18 protein-coding genes are annotated in these 20,615 nt (G+C 67.8%); 6 read left to right on the top strand and 12 right to left on the bottom strand.

What is annotated here, in order from left to right:
* Positions 1 to 7: 7 nt before the first annotated feature.
* Positions 8 to 1,486, bottom strand: a complete 1,479-nt coding sequence (locus DV709_RS02500) for a DNA polymerase Y family protein (protein WP_117591446.1) — start codon at positions 1,484 to 1,486, stop codon at positions 8 to 10.
* 100 nt (positions 1,487 to 1,586) lie between these two features.
* Between DV709_RS02500 and DV709_RS02495 the strand changes: the two genes are divergently transcribed.
* The gene (locus DV709_RS02495; RefSeq protein WP_117591444.1) at positions 1,587 to 1,901 is read left to right on the top strand and encodes a hypothetical protein; all 315 of its coding nucleotides are present in this window, start codon (positions 1,587 to 1,589) and stop codon (positions 1,899 to 1,901) included.
* Positions 1,902 to 1,930: 29 nt separating this feature from the next.
* Here the strand turns inward: DV709_RS02495 and lrpA1 are convergent, their stop codons facing one another.
* From lrpA1 to aroC, 4 genes are all read right to left on the bottom strand, one after another.
* A complete protein-coding gene (gene lrpA1 / locus DV709_RS02490; RefSeq protein ID WP_117591442.1) occupies positions 1,931 to 2,359 on the bottom strand; it encodes an HTH-type transcriptional regulator LrpA1 in 429 nt (142 codons plus the stop codon).
* A gap of 150 nt (positions 2,360 to 2,509) precedes the next feature.
* Positions 2,510 to 3,448: a thiamine pyrophosphate-dependent enzyme gene (locus DV709_RS02485; protein WP_117591441.1), complete on the bottom strand. Its 939-nt coding sequence runs from the start codon at positions 3,446 to 3,448 to the stop codon at positions 2,510 to 2,512.
* 2 nt (positions 3,449 to 3,450) lie between these two features.
* Entirely contained in the window at positions 3,451 to 5,352 is a 1,902-nt protein-coding gene (locus DV709_RS02480; RefSeq protein ID WP_117591439.1) for a 2-oxoacid:acceptor oxidoreductase subunit alpha, read from the bottom strand.
* A 242-nt stretch (positions 5,353 to 5,594) separates the two neighbouring features.
* Positions 5,595 to 6,752 (bottom strand): chorismate synthase, encoded by a 1,158-nt coding sequence (gene aroC / locus DV709_RS02475; RefSeq protein ID WP_117591437.1) that lies wholly within the window; start codon positions 6,750 to 6,752, stop codon positions 5,595 to 5,597.
* A 123-nt stretch (positions 6,753 to 6,875) separates the two neighbouring features.
* Between aroC and DV709_RS02470 the strand changes: the two genes are divergently transcribed.
* Complete coding sequence (locus DV709_RS02470) at positions 6,876 to 7,349, top strand: DUF6653 family protein (RefSeq protein ID WP_117591435.1); 474 nt, start codon at positions 6,876 to 6,878, stop codon at positions 7,347 to 7,349.
* Between the two features lie 217 nt (positions 7,350 to 7,566).
* Here the strand turns inward: DV709_RS02470 and aroA are convergent, their stop codons facing one another.
* Positions 7,567 to 8,862 carry a 3-phosphoshikimate 1-carboxyvinyltransferase gene (gene aroA, locus DV709_RS02465; protein WP_117591433.1) on the bottom strand — a complete coding sequence of 432 codons (1,296 nt, stop codon included), beginning with the start codon at positions 8,860 to 8,862 and terminating at the stop codon, positions 7,567 to 7,569.
* Positions 8,863 to 8,972: 110 nt separating this feature from the next.
* Between aroA and DV709_RS02460 the strand changes: the two genes are divergently transcribed.
* Entirely contained in the window at positions 8,973 to 10,151 is a 1,179-nt protein-coding gene (locus DV709_RS02460; protein ID WP_117591431.1) for a M24 family metallopeptidase, read from the top strand.
* A gap of 25 nt (positions 10,152 to 10,176) precedes the next feature.
* On the opposite strand, the gene DV709_RS02455 is transcribed toward DV709_RS02460, so the two are convergent.
* On the bottom strand, positions 10,177 to 11,022 hold the full coding sequence (locus DV709_RS02455) for an SDR family oxidoreductase (protein ID WP_117591429.1): 846 nt from the start codon (positions 11,020 to 11,022) through the stop codon (positions 10,177 to 10,179).
* A 37-nt stretch (positions 11,023 to 11,059) separates the two neighbouring features.
* Entirely contained in the window at positions 11,060 to 12,067 is a 1,008-nt protein-coding gene (locus tag DV709_RS02450) for an NAD-dependent epimerase/dehydratase family protein (protein WP_117591427.1), read from the bottom strand.
* A 103-nt stretch (positions 12,068 to 12,170) separates the two neighbouring features.
* On the opposite strand from DV709_RS02450, the gene DV709_RS02445 reads away from it, so the two are divergent.
* The 3 genes from DV709_RS02445 to DV709_RS02435 all read left to right on the top strand — a co-directional run bounded on the left by DV709_RS02445 (position 12,171) and on the right by DV709_RS02435 (position 15,860).
* Entirely contained in the window at positions 12,171 to 13,343 is a 1,173-nt protein-coding gene (locus tag DV709_RS02445) for an MFS transporter (RefSeq protein WP_117594034.1), read from the top strand.
* A gap of 307 nt (positions 13,344 to 13,650) precedes the next feature.
* A complete protein-coding gene (locus DV709_RS02440; RefSeq protein ID WP_117591425.1) occupies positions 13,651 to 14,457 on the top strand; it encodes a prephenate dehydrogenase/arogenate dehydrogenase family protein in 807 nt (268 codons plus the stop codon).
* The gene (locus DV709_RS02435; protein WP_117591422.1) at positions 14,454 to 15,860 is read left to right on the top strand and encodes a small ribosomal subunit Rsm22 family protein; all 1,407 of its coding nucleotides are present in this window, start codon (positions 14,454 to 14,456) and stop codon (positions 15,858 to 15,860) included. Before DV709_RS02440 ends, DV709_RS02435 begins: the two co-directional genes overlap by 4 nt.
* Positions 15,861 to 15,908: 48 nt before the next feature.
* Here DV709_RS02435 and DV709_RS02430 read toward each other — a convergent pair whose 3' ends face one another.
* The 4 genes from DV709_RS02430 to DV709_RS02415 all read right to left on the bottom strand — a co-directional run bounded on the left by DV709_RS02430 (position 15,909) and on the right by DV709_RS02415 (position 20,465).
* Positions 15,909 to 16,541 (bottom strand): SDR family oxidoreductase, encoded by a 633-nt coding sequence (locus tag DV709_RS02430; RefSeq protein WP_117591420.1) that lies wholly within the window; start codon positions 16,539 to 16,541, stop codon positions 15,909 to 15,911.
* 63 nt (positions 16,542 to 16,604) lie between these two features.
* The gene (locus DV709_RS02425; protein WP_117591419.1) at positions 16,605 to 17,654 is read right to left on the bottom strand and encodes an ABC transporter permease; all 1,050 of its coding nucleotides are present in this window, start codon (positions 17,652 to 17,654) and stop codon (positions 16,605 to 16,607) included.
* Entirely contained in the window at positions 17,647 to 19,554 is a 1,908-nt protein-coding gene (locus DV709_RS02420) for an ABC transporter permease (protein WP_117591417.1), read from the bottom strand. Before DV709_RS02420 ends, DV709_RS02425 begins: the two co-directional genes overlap by 8 nt.
* Positions 19,551 to 20,465, bottom strand: a complete 915-nt coding sequence (locus tag DV709_RS02415) for an ABC transporter ATP-binding protein (RefSeq protein WP_117591415.1) — start codon at positions 20,463 to 20,465, stop codon at positions 19,551 to 19,553. The genes DV709_RS02420 and DV709_RS02415 overlap by 4 nt, the downstream gene beginning before the upstream one ends.
* Between the last annotated feature and the right edge of the window lie 150 nt (positions 20,466 to 20,615).

Below are 20,615 nucleotides of genomic sequence, written 5' to 3'. Positions count from 1 at the left end.
TGTTCGGTCACTCGAACTCGGTCAGGGAGGCCTGACCGTCCGTCGATTCGGTCGATCTCTCGCCGGAGTCGGCGTCTCTCCGCCGTTTCGAGTCGGCGTGGTCGGCCGCCCAGTCGCCCAGGGTCCGCTTCGTCCGGCCGTCGTTCGTATCAGAGTCGTTCGTCTCGGAACCGTCGCTCGCGGTGCTCGTCGCGGGGTCGTTCGACCGGGACGGCGACGTTTCGGTCTCTTCGACGGCTTCGCCGGTCGCGTTCTCCCACCCGTCGAGGCTGGCCTGGTCGCCCTCGGCGAAGTCGAGGTTGGAGACGCGGACGCCCAGTTTTCTGACCCGGCTCCCGTCGAACTCCGTCAACAGCTCCAGCGCGACCGACTCGACGAGCCCGGGGTCGTCGACCGGTCCGGGAAGCGACTTCGCGCGGGTGTTCACCTCGAACGGCGGTTGGACGACTTTGATGCCGATGGTGCGGTAGAGCGCCCCGCGACTCTGCGCGCGCTCGGCGACGTCCGCCGCGAGCGCGCGCACTTTCTCGCGCATCGCCTCGCTCTCGGAGGTGGGTCTCGTGAACGCCGACTCCCGCGAGAGGCTCTTCGGGAGCCCCGTCGGCGTCACTGCCCTGTCGTCGTCGCCGCGGGCGCGGCGGTGGAGTTCGCGACCCCGCTCGCCGAACGTCTCTCCCAGGCGGTGCGGGTCCGCCGCTGCGAGGTCGCCGGCGGTGTCGATACCCATCTCGCGGAGTTCGCGCGCGGTGACGGGGCCGACGCCGTGGACTTCCTCGATGTCCAGCGGGTCGAGAAACGACCAGACCTCCTCGGGGCGGACGACGACGAGGCCGTTCGGCTTGTCGTAGTCGCTGGCGACTTTGGCGACGCTCATGTTCGGGCCGACGCCGACGCTGGCGGTGACGCCGACTTCGCGGTCGATTCGCTGCTTGACGTGGCGAGCGTACCCCTCCGCGAGGGTCCGCTCGCTTCCGTCGTCGTTACCTCTATCGCTGTTCCCTCCATCGCCGCTCCCTCCGCTCACTGTCTGCCAGGCGGTCCGCTCGGTCACGTCGAGGTACGCCTCGTCGATGCTCACCTCCCGAACCACGTCGGCGCAGTCGTGGAGAATCTCTTTGACCTGCGCGCTCACCTCCTTGTAGTACTCCATGTCGACGGGGCGATAGTAGCCGACCGCCGGCACGTCGGGGTCCGCGGGGTTGCCGTCGTCGTCCAACTCGGCGTCGGCGGCGCGGGGGAGCGCGTCGAGCGCCTGCGTGATGGGTTGGGCGCTGTCGACGCCGTGGGCGCGGGCCTCGTAGCTCGCGGTGGCGACGGCGCCGTGGCCCTCGCCGGGTTCGTACCCCATCCCGACGACGACGGGCTCTCCGTCGAGTTCGGGCTCTTTGAGCCGCTCACAGGACGCGTAGAAGCAGTCCATGTCGACGTGGAACACGATACGCTCCTCGGCGTCTCCTCTCGCGCCGGGAAGCGTCTCGCCGCTCATCGTCTCGGAGTTGACCTCGGGGCGTTCTTAGTGTTTCCCAACCGGAGTGAAACTGGTTCGGGTCCGAACGTTCATATCAGTGTGGGAACCAGTGAGGGCCATGGTCGGTGACTGGGTGACGGGAGTGACCCTGCTCGTCGCGGGCGGGTTCGTCGTCGGAGTGGGCTACCACATCGTCTTCGCCGACGGCGACGAGCACTTCCGGGACGCTCGGTCGCGGCGGACGGCCGACGGCGAGCGGGCCTCGTATCTCGCCGGTGGGTTCTCGTTTTTCGTCGGCGTCGTGACGGTGGTGTACGGCGTTCTCGAACTGACGAGCGGGCTGAATACGCCGCTGTGGGTTGGCTACGCCGTGACGGTCCTCGTCGGGTCGGCGGGCGTCGCCGTACTCGCGGGGCTCGGCCGTCGCTACTGAACGCTCGCGGGGCTCGATTCGTCAGTCGGTCACTTCAGACGCTCTTGGAGGAACGAAGGGTGAGCGGCGGTGACGCCGTCGATGCTCAGAATGTGGTCGCTGATCACGTCGCCGAGCGAGTCGCCGTCTTTCGCGCGCACCTCGGCCATCAGCATGTGGTCGCCCGACGAGGTGTACAGCGCCTCCACCGCGTCGAGGTCTTTCATCGCGCGCGTCGCTTCGACGTAGCGTTCGCTCTCTACGTCGACGCCGACCAGCGCGATCGACTGTCCGGAGAGTTTCTTCGGGTCGACGTCGGCGGAGTACCCGACGATGACCCCGCTGTCCTCCAGTTTCCGGATGTACTTCCGGACGGTCGGTTTCGACACCCCCGCTCGTTCCGCGATGTCGGCGTAGGAGGCTTGCGCATCCTGCTCCAAGACGGCGAGGATGCGGTCCTCCGTGGATGTGGCTCCCATGTGCGTTTATTTCGGTTCACGGCAAAAATATGTTGCGAACGCGAAATCAGTTCTTCGGGATGTGAAATACCGACCGAGAGACCGCTCGCTCTCGGGACGCGGTCGAAAGAAAAGACGGCGAGTCACGCGACGACGCCGCGGTACTCGCGGTTACTTGTGCTTGTCGAGGAACTGGTCGTACGAGCGCTCCCACTCGTAGCTGTCGTCGAAGTACCGCTCGGCCAGCGGTTCCTCGGGCATCTCGCCGATGCGCTGTTTCTCCTCCTGGTAGGACGGGCGGTCGCTGTCGACGTAGTAGCGGCCCGTGAGGACTTTCCCCTCGTGGAGGGCGTCCTCGGTCTCGTGCATCATCTCCGCCGCCTCGCGGCGGTCGGTGTTGTCGAAGTCGTAGTCCTCGGAGTCCTGAACGTCGATGTACGGGACGTACTGCCGGGCGTCCTTGTTCCACGTCGGACACTGGGTGAGGAAGTCGACGTGCGAGAAGCCGTCGTGCTCCATCGCCTCGACGATGATGTCTTTCGCCTGGTTCGGGTTGACCGCGGCGGTGCGCGCGATGTACGACGCGCCGGAGGTCAGCGACAGCGACAGCGGCCGGAGCGGCTGCTTGGCGCTGCCGTGCGGCTGCGTCTTCGACTTGTGGCCCATCGGGCTCGTCGGCGAGGTCTGGCCCTTCGTGAGGCCGAAGATCTCGTTGTTGAACACGATGTACGTCATGTCGTGGTTCTCGCGCGCGCTGTGCATGAAGTGGTTGCCGCCGATCCCGTAGCCGTCACCGTCGCCGCCGGCGGCGACGACTTCGACGCCAGGGTTGGCGAGCTTCGCCGCGCGAGCGATCGGCAGCGAGCGGCCGTGGATGGTGTGGAAGCCGTAGCTCTCGAAGTAGCTGTTGAGCTTCCCCGAGCAGCCGATACCCGTGACGAGCAGCATCTCGTCGGGCGACTTGCCGAGCTCCGCGGCCGCGCCCTTCAGCGCCTTCAGGACGCCGAAGTCACCACAGCCGGGACACCACGTGGCCTGCGGTTCGAGTCCGGGCGTGTAGTCGTTGCGGTCGATTTCTTTGCCTTCTCCGATTGCGCTGAATGCACTCATGATTAGTCACCCGCTGCTGGTACGAACTTCGTTCGCGTGTGGGGATGGTCGTCGTTTTCGACGATGTTCACCTCGAAGCCCTCGACGATGTCTTCGGGCTCGAAGGGGTTTCCGTTGTACTTCAGGAGACTCGAGAGCTTCTCGCCGTACTGTCCGATCTCCTTCTGGGTCAGTCCGCGGAACTGCGCGGAGGCGTTCATCTCGACGACGAGCACCTCGTCGACGCTCTCGATGAACTCCTTCACCTGCTCGACCGGATACGGCGCCATCTCGCTGACGCCGAGCGACTTCACCGAGTGGCCCGCGTCGTTGAGGCGGTCGACCGCCTCTTCGACGGTGCCCTGGGAGCTCCCGAAGGTGAGGAAGCCGTACTGCGCGTCTTCCTCGCCGTGGAGCGTGTTGTTGACGCCGTCGCCGTCGAGTTCCTCGCGGATGGCTTCGAGTTTGCGCATCCGTTTGTCCATCTGGAACACGCGGTTCTCGGGCGACTCGCTGATGTGGCCCTCCGGCATGTGCTCGTTACCGGTGGCGAGGAAGCGACCGCCCTTCTGACCGGGGATCGACCGCGGCGCGACGCCGTTGTCCTCGGGCGTGTCGTAGCGGAACCGCGAGAACTTGCCGGACTCGTCGTGCGGCGCGTCGGCGATCTCCTCCTCGGTGAGCGTCGACCCGAGCGACGGGTTCGGGTCCTCGTCGAAGTGGCTCGCCGGGACGTTCACGAGTTCGCCGCCGAGCTTCTGGTCGTAGAGCACGATGCTCGGAATCTGGTACTCGTAGGCGATTTTGAACGCTTTCCGCGTCTGCGTGTACGCCTCGGTGACCGTGCCGGGCGCGAACACGATGCGGTGGGAGTCGCCCTGCGAGGTGTACAGGACGTGTTCGAGGTCGCCCTGCTCGGGTTTCGTCGGCATCCCGGTCGACGGACCGGCGCGCATCGCCTCAACGAGGACGACGGGCGTCTCGGTCATCTCCGCGAGGCCGAGCGGTTCGGACATCAGCGCGAAGCCGCCGCCCGAGGAGCCGGACATGGCTTTCACGCCCGCGTGGCTCGCGCCGAGCGCGAGCGCCGCCGCCGCGATCTCGTCTTCGACCTGCTCGGAGATGCCGCCGAGTTCGGGCAGGTTCTGCGTCATGATGGTGAACACCTCGGTCCACGGCGTCATCGGGTAGCCCGCGATGAAGCGGCAGCCCTCGTCGATGGCGCCGTAGGCGATGGCGTCCGACCCGGACATGAGCACCTGCTCCTCGTCGTGCTCGCCCTCGGGAATCTTCACGTCGTGGGCGTCGACATCGTACTCCTCTTCGACCATGTCGTACGCCTCGTGAAGGATTTCGAGGTTCGGCTCGAGAATCTTCTCCGGCATCGCGTCGGTCATCAGCTCCTCGATCCACTCGAGGTCGATGTCCGCGAGCGCGCAGGTCGCGCCGACGCCGGCGGTGTTGCGCATGACCTCGCGGCCGTGTTCGCGGGCCATCGTGCGCAGGTCGAGGTCGTAGACGTGCCAGTTGTTCTCCTCGACGCGCTCGTCGAAGTCCTCTATCTCCGACGCGTCGAGCAGGCCGGAGTCGTAGATGATGACGCCGCCCTCGCGGAGTTCGTCCAGGTTCTCCGAGAGCGGTTTGATCTCCTCGTTGCCGTAGTAGGCGTTCTGCTGGGGGTTCCGGGCGAACGAGTCGCCCAGCGCCAGCAGGAAGTTGTAGCCGTCCCCGCGGGACTTGACGGGGTCGGCGGAGGCCCGAATCTCGGTGTACGTGTGACCGCCGCGAATCCGCGACGGGTAGTGTCGATGCGTGAAAACGTTGAGGCCCGAGCGCATCAGGGCCTTTGCGAAGTTCTGGCTCGTCGAGGCGATCCCGTCCCCGGACCCCCCTGCGATTCGCCAGATAAGTTCGTCGTTAGTCATATTTGAGTCCTGGCCCGTGTCGGGCCGCCAGTGTGCGATTGTAGCCAGCGTCGAAGTAAAGTCTTTGCTATAGGTTGTCATAGAATGATTATGAAGAATTGCAGAATCGCCCGTCGGTTGCCGGAATTTGCGGTCGTTTACAACTACGAACCGAGTTCCTTGTTTACAAATGTATTCGTCGTCCGGTCACTAGAAATATCAGTCACGGCGACCGGACGCTAAGAGCGCCGAGCGCTTCGACGCTACTCGTTCTCCGGACTGTTCGGGTGGTACTCGGTGTCGTACTCTCCCACGCGCCCGTCCAACCTGTCCGGGTTGATGCGCCCCGCGAGCAGCATGAAGTCGAGCACCGTCACCCAGAGCATCGCCTCCACGACGGGCACCGCGCGCGGCGGCAACACGGGGTCGTGGCGGCCGACGACCTGCACCTGCTTCTCCTCGCCGGTCTCCCAGTCGACGGTCGTCTGCTCCTTCGGAATCGACGTCGGCGCGTGCCACGTCGCCTCGCCGTAGATGGGCTGACCCGTCGTGATGCCGCCCTGAAGCCCGCCGTGTTTGTTCCCCACGGGGACTGGGTCGCCGTTTTCTCCAAATTCCCAGTCCTCGTTTCGGTCGTGGCCGGTCCACTCGCTGGCCTCCTTGCCGAGACCGTACTCGACGCTCGTCGTCGCCGGAATCGAGAACATCGCTCGGCCGAGGCGGGAGGGGAACGACTCGAAGCGCGGCGCGCCCAATCCTCGCGGAACGCCGCGCGCCTCGAAGTAGATGCTCCCGCCGATGGAGTCGCCCGCCTTCTGGTACTCGTCGGTGAGTTCGCGCATCTTCTCGGCAGTCTCGGGGTGTGCACACCGAACGTCGTTCTCCTCGGTGTGTTCGAGCATCTCCTCGAACGTCACCTCCGGCGCTTCGACGTCGCCGATCTTGTTGACGTGCGCCTTGATCTGGACGTCGTACTCCGACTGCTCTAACACCTGCCGGGCGACCGCGCCCGCGGCGACCCAGTTCACCGTCTCGCGCGCCGAGGAGCGCCCGCCGCCGCCCCAGTTGCGCGTGCCGAACTTCGCCGAGTAGGTGAAGTCGCCGTGCGAGGGTCGCGGCGCGGTGACGAACGGTTCGTACTTGCCCGAGCGCGCGTCCTTGTTCTCGATGGTCATGCCGATGGGGGTGCCCGTCGTGTAGCCGTCCTGCAGGCCGCTGTGGATGGACACCTCGTCGGGTTCGCCCCGACTCGTCGTTATCATCGACTGGCCGGGTTTGCGCCGGTCGAGTTCGCGCTGAATCTCCTCCTCGTCGAGTTCGACGCCCGCGGGACAGCCGCTGACGACGACGCCCATCGCGTCGCCGTGGCTCTCGCCGTACGTCGAAAACTGGAACAGTCGTCCGAAGCCGTTGCCGTTCATTACCGGGGGGTCGGTGTCGCGGCCATTTAGTGTTTGTAGAAAGGCGCAATCGTGGCGGCGAGAGGCGAGACTTCGCCCAGTGCGGGGCGAACCCTCATCTCGGCGGGTCACGTACGCTCCCGCATGACCGACCCCGCCTCGGTCGACTCGTCGAACGTCGACCAGCGCTCGCTACGTGCGCGACTCGAAAACTGGTTCTGGCGCAGACACTCGAATCCGTGGAGCGCGGGGACGCGCTTCGCCATCACGCCCGTGTTGATGTACGCCATCTACCGCCGAAAGTGGCGGCTGCTCGCCGCGGTCGTCGCGTTCACCGTCGTCAACCCGGTGCTGTTCGGCGAACCGAAGCGCACCGACAACTGGTTCAGCGAGGTCGTCCTCGCCGAAGAAGCGTGGCTGAGCGACGGAAAGGGTACGATGGATTTCGGCTATCCGAACGTGCTCAACGTAGTGAACGCGGTCTCTGGAACCGTGGCGCTCGTCTCGGCGATTCGGCGAAAGCCCGTCGGCACCGTCGTCGGCACCGCCGGGATTCTCGTCTTCAAGACGTGGTGGGTCGAAGCGATTCGGCGGCGGACGGGCGTCGGAGAGCGGTAAATCGGCTGTCTGTGGCCCTTCCACGCCCGCGTGACGACACCGTTCTCGGCCGGATCTTTTTGTACGAAAGCGGGGCCAGACCCCCCGTGATTTGACGAATCGCCGCGAACCGGCCGAGGCGGGTGTACGGCGTCCCGGTTCGCGTCAGTCGCCACATTCGACGCGCCGTCTGTTAGCCAACTCGATTACGCGACCGACTCGCCCCCACCGCGTCGCGTTACTCCCGCAGCCGAACGTCCGCGCCCAACTCGGTGAACACGTCGAAGAAGTTCGGGAAGGAGACGTCGACGTGCTCGGCGCCTCGGACGCGAGTCGTCCCGTCGGCGACGAGTCCGGCCACCGAGAGCGCCATCACGATGCGGTGGTCGTGGTAGCCGTCGACCGTCGTGCCCGACAGCGAGGTTACGTCGCCCTTCACCGTCAGCACGTCCCGTTCTTCCTCGACGAGAGCGCCCATTTCGGTCAGTTCGTCGGCCATCGCGCTCACGCGGTCCGTCTCCTTGTAGCGGACGTGCTCGCAGTTCTCGATGCGCGTCTCGCCGTCGGCGATGGCGCCGAGCGTCGCGATGGTCGGGAGCAAATCGGGCGTGTCGCCGACGTCGACGGTGACGCCCGAGAGTTCGGACTTTCTGACCGTGATGCGGCCGCTCTCGCGGTCCCACTCGATAGCCGCGCCCATCCGTTCGAGCACGTCGACGATGGCGGCGTCGCCCTGCGCGCTCGGGTACGCACCCTCGACGACGAGTTCGTGGTCCTCGTCGGCGGCGACGGCCCCCGCGGCGAGCAGATAGGAGATCGACGAGAAGTCGCCGGGGACGTGGTACTCGCCGTCGGTCGGTTCGTACGACTGCCCGCCCGCGACCGAGAACCCGCGCTCGGTCGCCTCCGCGCTGACGCCGAAATCCCGCAGGACTTCGAGCGTGATATCGACGTACGGCGCGGATTTCAGTTGCGTTTCGAGGTCGACGTCGATCCCCTCCTCGGTCACCGCCCCGGCCATCAGAAGCGCCGAGATGTACTGCGATGACACGTCGCCCGGAATCGCCACTCGTCCGCCCGAGACGGGCCCCTTCAGCACGAGCGGCGCTTGCCCGTTCCCGCGGGTGCTCTCGGCGCGGCCGCCGAGCTCCGAAATCGCGTCGAGCAGCGGGCCCTGCGGGCGCGAACGGAGCGAGTCGTCGCCCGTCAGTACGGTGATGCCGTCGGCGAGCGCCGCGCACGCGGTGACGAGACGCATCGTCGTTCCGCTGTTCGCACAGTCGATGACGTCGTCCGGAACGCCGGAACGGCCGCCGAAGCCGTCGATGTCGAGCGTGTCACCTTCGCGGGTCACGTCGCCGCCGAACGCCTCGACAGCGCGCATCGTCGCCTTCGTGTCGGCGCTGACAAGCGGGTCGTAGACGGTCGCGCCGTCGCTGTAGCCGGCGGCGAGAATCGCCCGGTGGGTGTAGCTCTTCGAAGGCGGTGCGCGAGCCGTGCCGCGCACCCGAGATTGAGAGAGTTCCGCGTCCATACTCGCCACTCTGTGCGGGCCGGTATCAGGGTACCGGACGCGGTGACATTCCGTTCCGACTCTCTTCCGGGAAGCCAACCACTTTACCGTCGCGGCGTCCCCTCGGAGATATGGAACCGAACCTCTCCTCGCTCGCAGCACACCTCGATTCCGAGGGTTTCGACGGCTATCTTCTCGACGCCGACAGCGGTGACTCCAACCAGTTGTACCTCTCGGGATTCGACGCCCCCGACCCGTTCGTGACCGTGTTCACCGGCGTCGAGACGCGCCTGCTCGTCAGTGGCCTGGAGTACGGCCGCGCGAAGAAGGAGAGCCGCGCCGACGCCGTCTCCCGCCTCGCCGAGTACGACTTCCGACGACGCGTCGCCGAGTACGGACCGAAAGAGGGCCGTGCCCGGACCATCGCGGCGTTTCTCGACGACGCGGGCGTCGAGTCGGTGCTCGCGCCCGAGCGCTTCCCGCTCGGCACCGCCGACGGCCTCCGCGAGCAGGGCGGCGACGTGACCGTCGAAGAACGCGACGTGCTCGGCGACATCCGCGCCGTGAAGACCGCGGAGGAAGTCGACAACGTCCGCGCCGCCCAGAAGGCCAACGAAGCGGCGATGAGAGCCGCCGAGGACCTCATCCGCGCCGCCGACGTCGCCGCCGACGGCACGCTCGTCTACGAGGGCGACCCGCTGACGAGCGAGCGCGTGCAGCAGGAGATAGAGATCACGCTCCTCCGCGAGGGCTGCGCGCTCGACGAGACCATCGTCGCCTGCGGCGAGCACGCCGCCGACCCCCACGACCGCGGCAGCGGCCCGCTCCTGGCGAACGAGTCCATCATCATCGACATCTTCCCGCGGAGCAAATCGACCAAATATCACGCCGACATGACGCGGACGTTCGTGAAGGGCGAACCCTCGGCGGAGATTCGCGAGTGGTTCGAGCTAACCGCCGACGCCAAGGACGCAGCGTTCGACGCCCTCGAACCCGGTGCGACCGGTAAAGACGTCCACGACGCCGTCTGCGACGTCTACGAAAACGCGGACCACGCGACGTTCCGAAGCGACCCGACGACCGAGACGGGCTTCATCCACAGCACCGGCCACGGCGTCGGCCTCGACGTCCACGAGGGCCCCCGCCTCAGCAGCGACGGCGAGGAACTGAAACCCGGCCACGTCGTCACAATCGAACCCGGCCTCTACGACCCGGCGGTCGGCGGCGTCCGCATCGAGGACATCGCCGTCGTCACCGAGGACGGCTACGAGAACTTCACCGACTACCCCGTCGAACTCGTCGTCGACTGAGACCGTTGCCGGCAAATCGCGGTAGTTACTCGCTCTGCCCGTATCTCGAATCGAACAGCTGCGCCGATGTCGGGCCGGGGTCGGCCCCATCGACGACGGCGTACCGCGCGAACTCCGAAACGCCGGCCTCGCGGAGCAGTTCCTCGTCGTAGAACTCGTTGCCCGTACACTCGGTCGGGTCGCGCGTCACCAGTTCGAGCATCGCGTCGACGACGACCTGCGGCTTGCGCCAGTCCTCGGGTCGGCCGAGTTCGAAGTGGCGCGTCGCCTCCGTCTCGATGGCGGAGACGGGCCAGACGCTGTTGACGGCGACCTCGTCGCTCCGCAGTTCGTCGGCGAGCGACCGCGCGAGAAACGTCATTCCGTACTTCGAGAGCGCGTAGGCCGCTTTGCCGGGCGCGGGTTCCATCGTCGTCGGCGGCGAGTTCATCACGACGTGGGCGTGGTCGCTCTCGCGGAGGTACGGCAGCGCCGCGCGCGTCGTCACGTACGCCCCGCGGGCGTTGACGTCCATCAGGAGGTCGAAGCGCTTGGCGGGGATGTCGTCGACGCCGCCGAACTGAATCGCGCCCGCGTTGTTGACGACGAGGTCGATGCCGCCGAACTCGTCGACGGTCTCCTCTATGGCCGATTCGACGTTCGACTCGTCTCGGACGTCGAGTTGCAGCGCGATGGAGTCGCCGCCGCGCTCGCGTATCTCCTCGGTGGTCTGCGTGACGGTTCCCGGCAGTCGCTCGTGTTCGTCCATCGTCTTGCCCGTCGAGACGACGGCGGCCCCGGCGTCGGCGAAGGCGAGCGCGAGCGCTTTCCCGATGCCGCGACTGGTTCCGGTGATGAAGGCGACGCGTCCGTCGAGCGGTTTGTCGGTCATGGGCCACGTTCACGCGGTCGCACCTTCACTGTTCGTGTCAGCGTCGCTCCAGCACGCCGTTCGTCGAACCGTCGACGGACCCCGCCCGGAGCGCGTCGAGCGTCCCGTCGCCCTGCCAGCGGTCGACGACCTGTCGGAGTCCCTCGCGGTACGTCGGATACGTCGGGTCCCACCCCGTCGACTCGCGGAAGCGGTCGTTCGTCGTCGGCATCGACGTGGTGAACTGCGAGACGGCCGCCGGGCCGACGGTCATCCGGACGACCCACGCGGGGAGCGGAATCGGTCTCGGCGCGTCCAACAGCGCCGCGAACGTCTCGAGGAACTCCCGAGTCGACACCGGTTCGTCGTCGACGACGTGCCACCGTCCGGTCGCCTCCGACTCGGCGGCGGCGACGAACGCGCTCGCGGCGTCGTCGGCGTGAAGCGGCGCGATGACGACCTCGCCGCGGCCGAGCGGCCCTCGACTGATGGCGGGTAGTCGCCGCCGCAGCAGCCGTTCGGCGTACTGCCGGGTGTGGACGGCGTCCGGCGCGTAGAAGACGCCACACCGCAGTATCGACGCCGAGAACGGCGCCGTCTCGCTCGCGGCCATCGCGATCTGCTCGGCGTCGACGGCCGACTGCGTGAGGCGCGTCGGCTGCGGCGGCGACGACTCGTCGAAGAAGTCGCCCCGAGAGTTCGCGGCCACCCAGACGACGCTCTGTTGGAGATACTGCGTCGCGCCGACGGACGCGGCGGCGGTCGTGAGCGCGCGGGCTCCCTCCCTCCGGACGCGGTCGTTTCGCTCCCACTCGTTCTCGGCCGCCAGCGGATCGGTCGGAATCGACGTCGCGGCGTGGACGACGACGTCGGCACCTTCGGCGGCCAGCGCCAGCGAGTCCGCGTCGAAGAGGTCACCCCGATACGGTTCGCCGCCGCGGTCGGCGACGAGGTCGTCGCCTTCGGCGTCGCGCGTCAGGCCGACCACCTCGTGTCCGCGGTCGGCGAACTGCGAGACGAGTCGGCGGCCCAACACCCCCGTCGCTCCGGCTACGAATACGCGCATAGGATGGAAGCCGAACGCACGGGCAAAAGTGTTTCTCAGGCAACAGTCTTCCGCCCGCTGCCGGTATCCGAACCCACTTGCTCCGGTGTCGACAATTCCCGGCGTGAACTGGCGCTACCGGAACACGGTGCTCGTCCTCTGTACGCTCGCGTTCTTCGCGACGATGGTCGCGCGCCTCGCCATCAGTCCGGTCGTCCCCGACATCACAGCCCAGTTCGAGGTGTCGAACGGCGCAGTCGGTCTCGCCCTCGCGGGGATGTGGGCCGCCTACGCGACGATGCAGTTTCCCAGCGGCGTCCTCGGCGACAGGTTCGGCGAGCGTCGCGTCATCCTCGCCGCCGTCGGCCTCACCGCGGTCGGTAGCCTCCTCCTGGCCGTCTCGCCGTCGTTTCCGACGTTCGCGCTGTTCACCCTCGCGCTCGGCGCGGGCGCGGGACTGCACTACACCGTCGCCACGACGTTCATCTCCAAGCAGTTCTCGAACATCGGTCGCGCCATCGGCGTCCACGTCGCGGGCGGGCCGCTCGCGGGGCTCTCCGTGCCCGTCGTCGCCGCCGTCGTCGCCGCCCGCTACGACTGGCGCGCCTCGATGCTGCTCGGCGCTATCGCCGCGGTTCCGGTGTTCCTCCTGTTCCAGCGGCGTATCGAACCCACGACGCCGGAGCGACCCGACCAGCCGATGCGCGAACGGTTCGCGTTCGCGTCGCTGTTCGAGCTGCTCTCGCGCCCCGAAATCGTCTATACCACGATTCTGGCCGTCGCCGGCGCGTTCACCTGGCAGGCGACGGCCTCGTTCCTCCCGACGTTTCTGGTCGCATACCACGACCTCTCGGTGGCGACGGCGAGCGCGCTGTTCTCGCTGTACTTCGTCGTCCACGGCGCGACCCAACCCGTCATGGGCTACTTGTCGGACCGGTTCGACCGCGACGCCGCCGCCTCGCTGTCGATGGGTCTCGGCGTCGTCGGCTACGCCACGCTCATCGAGGGGTCGACGCTCCCCGTCTTCGTCGTCGGCGCGTGCATGGTCGGCGTGGCGATGAGTTGGGGCGCGCCCATCCAGTCGCGCTTCATCGACAAACTCTCGGCGGAGGAGCGCGGCGCGGGGTTCGGCCTCGTCCGGACGGCGTACATGCTCCTGGGAGCGACCGGCAGTTTCGTCGTCGGCGCGCTCTCGGACGCGGCGGGGTGGGCCGTCGCCGTCGGCCTGCTCGTCGGCGTGATGGGCGTCGGCTTCTCGGTGCTCGCGGTGAATCGAGTGTTGAAGTTGGGGTTGTGAGGGCAGGAGATACGGATTGGCAAACGGTATACAGAACACGACAAACTCCGCTTTCGGTAGTAGTTGTCATCGGTTGATGGTGAGAGAAGTGGGTTGTGCTGTGGTCTCGGATTGGAGCGATTCCGGCGGGAATTTGGCCGCTGTACGCGAGCGAACGAAGTTCTCGTGAGCCGAAGGCGAACGAGAGCTCGAGAGAGCGAGCGCCTTTTTGGTCCAGATTTTTGCAAGTGGGGTGCGCGAAGCGCACCCCCGCAGCAAAAAGGTGGCATCGAACGCCTTTTGCGACGGCGTTGGCAACGAACGCGCAATGAAACTGCTCATCGTCGGTGCGGGCGCGATGGGTCGCTGGGTCGCCGACACGCTCTCGGCGGAGGTGGCGTTCGCCGACACCGACTCCGAGGCCGCCGAAGCGGCGGCCGCGGCCCACGACGCCCGCGCCGTCTCGACGGACACCGACGAACGCTTCGACGCCGTCTGCCTCGCCGTCCCCATCTCCGCGGTCGAGTCGGCCATCGCCGCGCACGCGCCGAACGCCGACAGGGCCGTCTTCGACGTGACCGGGGTGATGGCCGGGCCGCTGTCGGCGCTGCGCGAACACGCCGCCGACTGCGAACGCGCGAGCTACCACCCGCTGTTCGCCCCCGAGAACGCGCCGGGCAACGTCGCCGCCGTCGTCGACGAGGGCGGGCCGACGCTCGACGCCGTCGACGAGGCGTTCGCCGCCGCCGGCAACGACGTCTTCGAGACGACCGCCGGCGAGCACGACGGCGCGATGAAGACGGTGCAGTCGGGCGCACACGCCGCGGTGCTCGCCTACGCGCTCGCCGCCGAGGATGTCCGCGAGGAGTTCGCCACCCCGGTTTCGGCCGCGCTGGACGACGTCGTCGACACCGTCACCGGCGGCACCCCGCGCGTGTACGCGGAGATTCAGGAGACGTTCGACGGCGCGACGGGCGTCGCCGAGGCGGCGGCCCGAATCGCCGACGCCGAGGGCGAGGCGTTCGAGAAACTGTACCGGGAGGCGGGGCGCCACGAGACCGCGGACCCCGAAGAACTCGGGCGCAACGCCGGCGACGGCGACGACAGCGCCGACGACGGAGGTGAGAACCGATGACCGACCGCGAGGCCGTCGTCTCGAACGCGAAGTACCTCCGCAACGTCCGCCCCATCGACCCCGAGGAGATAGCCGAGTACGTCGAAGGCTACCCGCACCCGGCGGTCGTCAAGCAGACCCTGCGCGAGGAGGCGTTCGACCTCGGGTTGGTCGAACAGGCGGACGGCACGTTCGTCCCCGTCGACGACGCGCCGGTTCCGGTCCGCGACTGGCGGCCGACGACACTCCCCGAGGCCTACTCGTTCGCGGTCGAAGACCTGCTCGTCGGGCGCTACGGCGCGAACTGGCACACGGGGGAGTCGGGCGACGAACTCCGCGAGGCCGTCCGTCGGCTGAAGGAGGACTACTACTACCAGAACGACGTGGAGTACGACGAGACGGCCGCGCTCGGCTACGCCGTCTACCACCTCGCGGACTACTACGCCGAGGTGGGCTACGTGCTGAACGACCTCGCCGAGAACGGCCTGCTCCCGAGAACGCTCCGCGTCGTCGACGTGGGCGCGGGCGTCGGCGGTCCGGCGCTCGGCCTGCACGACTACCTGCCCGACGACTGCCTGGTCGACTACCACGCGGTCGAACCGAGCCCCGCCGCCGACGTGCTCGAACGGTTGCTCGACGAGACGAACGAGAACTTTCGGACGACGGTTCACCGCGAGACGGCCGAGGCGTTCGACCTCGACGCGCTCGGCGACGCGGACCTCGTACTGTTCGGAAACGTGCTCAGCGAGGTCGACGACCCGGTCTCCGTCGTCCGTCGCTACCTCGGCGCGCTGGCCGAAGACGGCTCCGTCGTCGCGCTCGCGCCCGCCGACCGCAACACGAGCATCGGACTTCGAGAGGTCGAACGCGAAGTCGAATCGGAGGCGGGCGCGACGGTGTACTCGCCCGAACTCCGCCTGTGGCCGGGGATGACGCCCTCGGACCGCGGCTGGTCGTTCGACGTGCGCGACGACGTGGAGCCGCCGGCGTTCCAGCGCCGCCTCGACGAGGGCGGCGCGAGCGACGGCACGTTCACCAAGACCTCGGTGCAGTTCTCCTACAGCATCCTCCGGAGAGACGGAAAACGACGCGTCGACCTGCGCGCCGACCGGAGCCGACACGCGCGGATGGCCGAGATGGAAGCCCACGTCACCGACCGCATCGACCTCCTGGCGGTGAAACTCAGCCACGACCTCGCCGACGACGAAGGCCGGAACCCGGTGTTCAAAATCGGCGACGGCAGCCAGTCGGTCGACCACTACGCCGTGCTCACGCGTGAGTCGGCGCTGAACCGCGAGCTCGCGGAAGCAGCGTACGGCGCGGTGCTCGGGTTCGAGAACGTGCTCTGTCTGTGGAACGACGACGAGGCGGCGTACAACCTCGTCGTCGACGCGGAGACGGTCGTCGAAATCGTCGCCCCCTGAGCGCGAACGGACGCGCAGCGACGCCGACCGCCCGCCGCGCCACTCCGCTCAGTCCAAGCTCTCCAGCGCCCTCTCGATGGGGTCGTCGCCGGCGAGAATCTCGAACGTCTTGCCGACGGTGTTCTCGACTTCGAACGCCGCGGCGAGCGTCCCGGCGACGTCGTCTCTCGTGATTTCGCCCGGCCCGTCGAGTCGCTCGTCAGCGACGATTCTGCCCGTCCCGTCTTCGTTCGTCAGCGCCCCCGGTCGGACGACGGTGTAGTCGAGTTCGCTCTCGCGGAGGTAGCGGTCGGCTGCGGCCTTCGCCTCCAGGTAGTCGCGCAGCTCCTCCGGGCCCGACTCGGGGTCGTCCGCGCCCATCGAACTGAGCATGACGTAGCGCGACGCGCCGAACGCCTCGGCGGCGTCTATCGTCCGAATCGCCCCGTCGCGGTCGACGCCCTCGACGTCCTCGCCGCCGGAGCCGGCGGCGAACAGTACCGCGTCGCACCCGCGGACCGCACGCTCGACGTCGTCGTCGCTCGTGAGGTCGGCGACGACCGTCTCGACGCCGTACGACTCCATCTCGGGGACCTGCGCTTCGTCTCTGACCATCGCTCTGACCTCGTGGTCGCTGTCGCTCAGGAGGTCGGTGACGCGCGTTCCGACGCCGCCGTGGGAGCCGGCGATGAGTATCCGCATGGTCGAGTAGACGAGCCGAAGTTGCAAAAAATCAGTCCCGCCGGTGCGAGTCGTGACGGCCGGTCAGACGCTCGTCGCGTCGAACCGACCGACCGCCGTGCGAACGCCGCCGTAGGCGACGACGGCGAGGACGACGTAGCCGGCGACGACGAGCGTCACCGTCGCGTCGGCGCTGCCGATGGCGAGGCGGGCGACGACGTTCGTGGGACTCAGCGGCGAGAGCGTCGCGCCGGCGAACGCGAGGAGAACGCCCAGCGAGTAGAGCAGCTGGGCGGTCCGGCGCTCGGCGGCGACGAGCGAGACGACGACGCCCAAACCGGCGGCGAGCACCGCCAGCGCGGCGACGAGCGCGAGGAGTCGTCCCGCGCCGGAGACAGCGGTGCCGTTGAGCGAGAGCACCGCGAGCCACAGCGCCGCCTGCGCGGGCGCGAGGCCCGCCGCAGCCAGCAGTTTTCCGTCGACGATGTCCGAAAGCGACAGCGGGGCGACGCGGAGCAGTTCGAGCGTGCCGCGCTCGAACTCCTCGGTCACCGAGTCGACGACGAGCGACCCGCTGATGAACACGGGGAGAAAGAGCAACAGCGGAATCAGCGCCGTGTAGGTGAAGCCGTGGTACGGGCTCGACGCCGGCGCGTCCGGTAGCTCCAGCGGAGTTCTCGACAGCGACTCCGAACGTTCGAACCGTTCGCGGCGCTCGAATTCCCGCAGCGTGTCGCGTACCTGCGTGACGGTCACCGTCGTCCGAACGTTGTCGTCGGGAACCGTCGCCGTGACGTGTACGCGCCCGCCGCGGCGGTCGGTGTGGAGAATCGCGTCGACCTGTCGACGGTCGAACGCCTGTCGGGCGGCCGTCTCCGAGTCGAAGAGAACCGGCTGCGCCCCCGAGACGCTGTGAGCCGCGTAGACGAGCTCGTAGCGAGCCTCCCCCGAGACGCCGACGTCGACGTCGTACCCCTCCGAGCTGCCGGGGTCGTACAGCGAGACGAGTCCGACGACGAGAAACGACGAGAACGCCGCGATGAACAGCTGGATGAGGAGCGCCAGCACGATAGTCTTCTCCGAACGCAGCACCGAGAGTTCGCGGCGCGCGATGGTGAGTCGTCGGTCACGCAAGGGAGACCACCACCGCGAGGTTGTAGAAGGTGTGAACGGCGACGGCGACCACCAGCGACGCCACGTAGAGCAGCCGGTTCCTGCTCGCGCCGATAGCCGTGAGGCTCGCGGTGACGACGTGCAAGAGCAGCGGTGCGAGGAGGAGGCCGACCGCGCCCGCCGGGCCGATACCGGGGAGACCGGAGGTGGCGAACGCCGCCCGTCCGAGCGCCAACTCCGGCAGGCCGACGAGTTGGACGACGGCAGTCACTTTCTCGCCGGCGAAGAAGCCGACGGCCGACAGCGAACCCAACACGACCGCCGTCGGCACCGACCGCTCGAAGCGGTTCTTCTCGAAGCCGGCGTAGACGTGGACGCTCTTGGCGAACTCCTCGACGGCGGCGATCGACGCCAGGAGAAGCGGCATCGAGAGCTGAACCGGGAGCGCGAACAGCACCGCGACCGCGAGCAGTTCGGCGACGAAGACGAACGGGATGAACAGCGCGCTCAGCACCGCGACGGAGCGCTTCCCCGAGAGGCGGCTGTCGAGCGCGTCGAGGAACTTCAGCGGGACCGACCGCTGGGTGAACAGGTCCTCCTCGCGGTAGACGCCGACGCCGAGCAGGAACAGCACGCCCGACCCGAAGTAGAACGAGCCGGTGGCGAAGGCGTACTCGCCGGCCGACACCGCCGCGCCCTGCAGGTCGCGGACGACGAGCGTCAGCGGCGAGATGAGCGCGATGGGCGTCACGTCGGTGAAGATAGCCGGGACGAACGCGTACGTCGTCAGAAACACCGACAGCGCGACGGTGACGAACGTGAGTTCCTTGAACGAGCGCGCGAACATCGCGCCGACGAACGTCGCCGCCAGGTACGCGAGCGCGAGCGGGAACACCGCGGCGACCGAGAGCAGTCCGCCGCCGACGAGGGCGGCGATGAGCGTCGTCACGCCGAGAATCGCCAGTGCGTAGGGCAGCGTCTTCCCGGCGACGATGCTCGTCGGCGACAGCGGCGCGACGAGAAGCAGTTCGCCGCGGCGGTTGATGCGCTCGTTCAGCATCGTGCTGCCGTACGACTGGACGACGAAGTTCACCGGAACGAGGAACGCGAACGCGAGCACGAGCGACCCGAAGGGAAAGGGCGGCGCGATGTCAGCCGGCGACCCGGAGCTCTGGCCGCCGAAGAGGGCACCGCTGCCGCCGACGTCGGGGACTGCGAGACCCCCGTCACCCTCGGCGTTGTCCGACTCGTCGGCTCCGGCCGACTCGCCCGTCCCGCCCGAAGCACCCGACTCGCTCTCGGCGTTCGACGACTCGTCGCCGCCCGACGACTCGTCACCGCCCGACGACTCGGTGTCGCCGCCGACGTCCGTCGCGGCCGACCCGCCCGACGCCTCCCCGCGGTCGGCGTACCGTATCTCGACCACGACGGGGAACGCCGCCGACTGGTTCTCCTCGGCGAGCATCCGGCGGTCGTTGTACGACTGCACCGCCGACCGATAGGCGGCGGCGGCCGCGCGGCCGCGCTCGGAGTCGGCGGGTTCGACTCCGTTGCCACGGACCAGCGCGTCTATCTCGCCGTCTCTCAGCGCCGCTTCGTCGGGCGGACGCGCTGCGAGCGGGGGGCTCTCCGCCACCGCGTCGTAGTAGGGACTGTCGGCCGCGATGCCGACGCGGTAGATGTTCTCGTCGAGGGCGACGCCCGCCCCGCCCGTCGAGAGCGCGGCGGCGCCGAACGCTCCGACGAGGAGCGCGGCGGCGAACGCTGCACCGGCGGTCTTCCGGTCGAAGACGCCCGCCGTCCTGGCGGCCTCCCAGCGGGCGACGCGGAGCGTCTTCCGGGTCCAGTCGACGAGTCGAGCGACCGTCTTCCGGGTCCAGTCGGCGGACCGAGCGGCGAGCGTTCTCGACGAACCGCTCACGACTCACCTCGGGCGGGCGGCGAAACGGTTCCGCCGCCGGCGATGTCGAGAAAGAGGGCTTCGAGGCTCGGTTCCTCGGTTCGGATGTCGACCACTTCGCCGCCCCTCGATTCGGCCTCGCTCCGGACGGCTTCGACGGCGACCATATCGTCGACGACGCGGCGATAGCGCGCCGCTCCGTCGGGCGCCTCCTCGACCCGGTCCGCGCCGTCGACTGCGACGGTCGTGAACACGTGGTACGCCGTTTCGCCGTGTCGCTCTCGAATCTCGGCGACGGTGCCGCGGGCGACGATCTCGCCGCGATTCATGATTATGATGCGGTCGCAGACGCTCTCGACGTGGTAGAGGTTGTGCGCGCTGAACAGCACCGTCTTGCCCGCCGCGGCGAGTTCCTTCGTGAACTCCAGCACGTAGTTCGTCGTCAGCGGGTCGAGGCCGCTGGCGGGTTCGTCGTAGATGAGGACCTGTGGGTCGTTGACGAGCGACCGCGCGATGGCGACCTTCCGTTTCATCCCCTTCGACATATCGCCGAGGCGGCGGTCGCGGTGCTCCAGTTCGAGGCGGTCGAGCGTCTCCTCGCTCCGCCGAACCGCCACCTCGCGGGGTACGTCGTAGAGGTCCGCGAAGAAGCGGAGGTACGACCGCGGCGTCATGTCCTCGTAGAGCGGCGACTCCTCGGGGAGAAAACCGAGCGACGCCCGCATCGCCGGGTCGGCGGCGTCGTAGCCGGCGACCGTCGCCGCCCCGCTCGTCGGTTCGACGAGCCCCGAGAGCATCTTCAGCGTCGTCGTCTTCCCCGCCCCGTTGGGACCGACGACGCCGAATATCTCCCCCTCGTCGACCTCGAACGAACTCCCCTCGACGGCGACGAAGCCGCCGTACTCCTTTCTGAGGTCCTCGACTGTTATCACGGGCGAGTCGAAGAACAACGACGTGATAAAATTATTGAGTATTTTTGGAGACTTCTATCGTCAGACTAGTTGAAGATAAGATACGTTCGACGGTAACTGTACCTCGATATGTCGAGTTGTTCACTCGTGCGACCTTTTACTACGCGAAAG

It is taken from the genome of Haloprofundus halophilus (assembly GCF_003439925.1).
Classification (GTDB): domain Archaea; phylum Halobacteriota; class Halobacteria; order Halobacteriales; family Haloferacaceae; genus Haloprofundus; species Haloprofundus halophilus.
This window is presented reverse-complemented; position numbering and strand designations above follow the sequence as displayed.

Coding starts and splice junctions, on each gene's coding strand:
- DV709_RS02500 (WP_117591446.1), bottom strand. CDS start 1,486: ATGAGCGGCGAGACGCTTCCCGGCGCGAGAGGAGACGCCGAGGAGCGT.
- DV709_RS02495 (WP_117591444.1), top strand. CDS start 1,587: ATGGTCGGTGACTGGGTGACGGGAGTGACCCTGCTCGTCGCGGGCGGG.
- lrpA1 (WP_117591442.1), bottom strand. CDS start 2,359: ATGGGAGCCACATCCACGGAGGACCGCATCCTCGCCGTCTTGGAGCAG.
- DV709_RS02485 (WP_117591441.1), bottom strand. CDS start 3,448: ATGAGTGCATTCAGCGCAATCGGAGAAGGCAAAGAAATCGACCGCAAC.
- DV709_RS02480 (WP_117591439.1), bottom strand. CDS start 5,352: ATGACTAACGACGAACTTATCTGGCGAATCGCAGGGGGGTCCGGGGAC.
- aroC (WP_117591437.1), bottom strand. CDS start 6,752: ATGAACGGCAACGGCTTCGGACGACTGTTCCAGTTTTCGACGTACGGC.
- DV709_RS02470 (WP_117591435.1), top strand. CDS start 6,876: ATGACCGACCCCGCCTCGGTCGACTCGTCGAACGTCGACCAGCGCTCG.
- aroA (WP_117591433.1), bottom strand. CDS start 8,862: ATGGACGCGGAACTCTCTCAATCTCGGGTGCGCGGCACGGCTCGCGCA.
- DV709_RS02460 (WP_117591431.1), top strand. CDS start 8,973: ATGGAACCGAACCTCTCCTCGCTCGCAGCACACCTCGATTCCGAGGGT.
- DV709_RS02455 (WP_117591429.1), bottom strand. CDS start 11,022: ATGACCGACAAACCGCTCGACGGACGCGTCGCCTTCATCACCGGAACC.
- DV709_RS02450 (WP_117591427.1), bottom strand. CDS start 12,067: ATGCGCGTATTCGTAGCCGGAGCGACGGGGGTGTTGGGCCGCCGACTC.
- DV709_RS02440 (WP_117591425.1), top strand. CDS start 13,651: ATGAAACTGCTCATCGTCGGTGCGGGCGCGATGGGTCGCTGGGTCGCC.
- DV709_RS02435 (WP_117591422.1), top strand. CDS start 14,454: ATGACCGACCGCGAGGCCGTCGTCTCGAACGCGAAGTACCTCCGCAAC.
- DV709_RS02430 (WP_117591420.1), bottom strand. CDS start 16,541: ATGCGGATACTCATCGCCGGCTCCCACGGCGGCGTCGGAACGCGCGTC.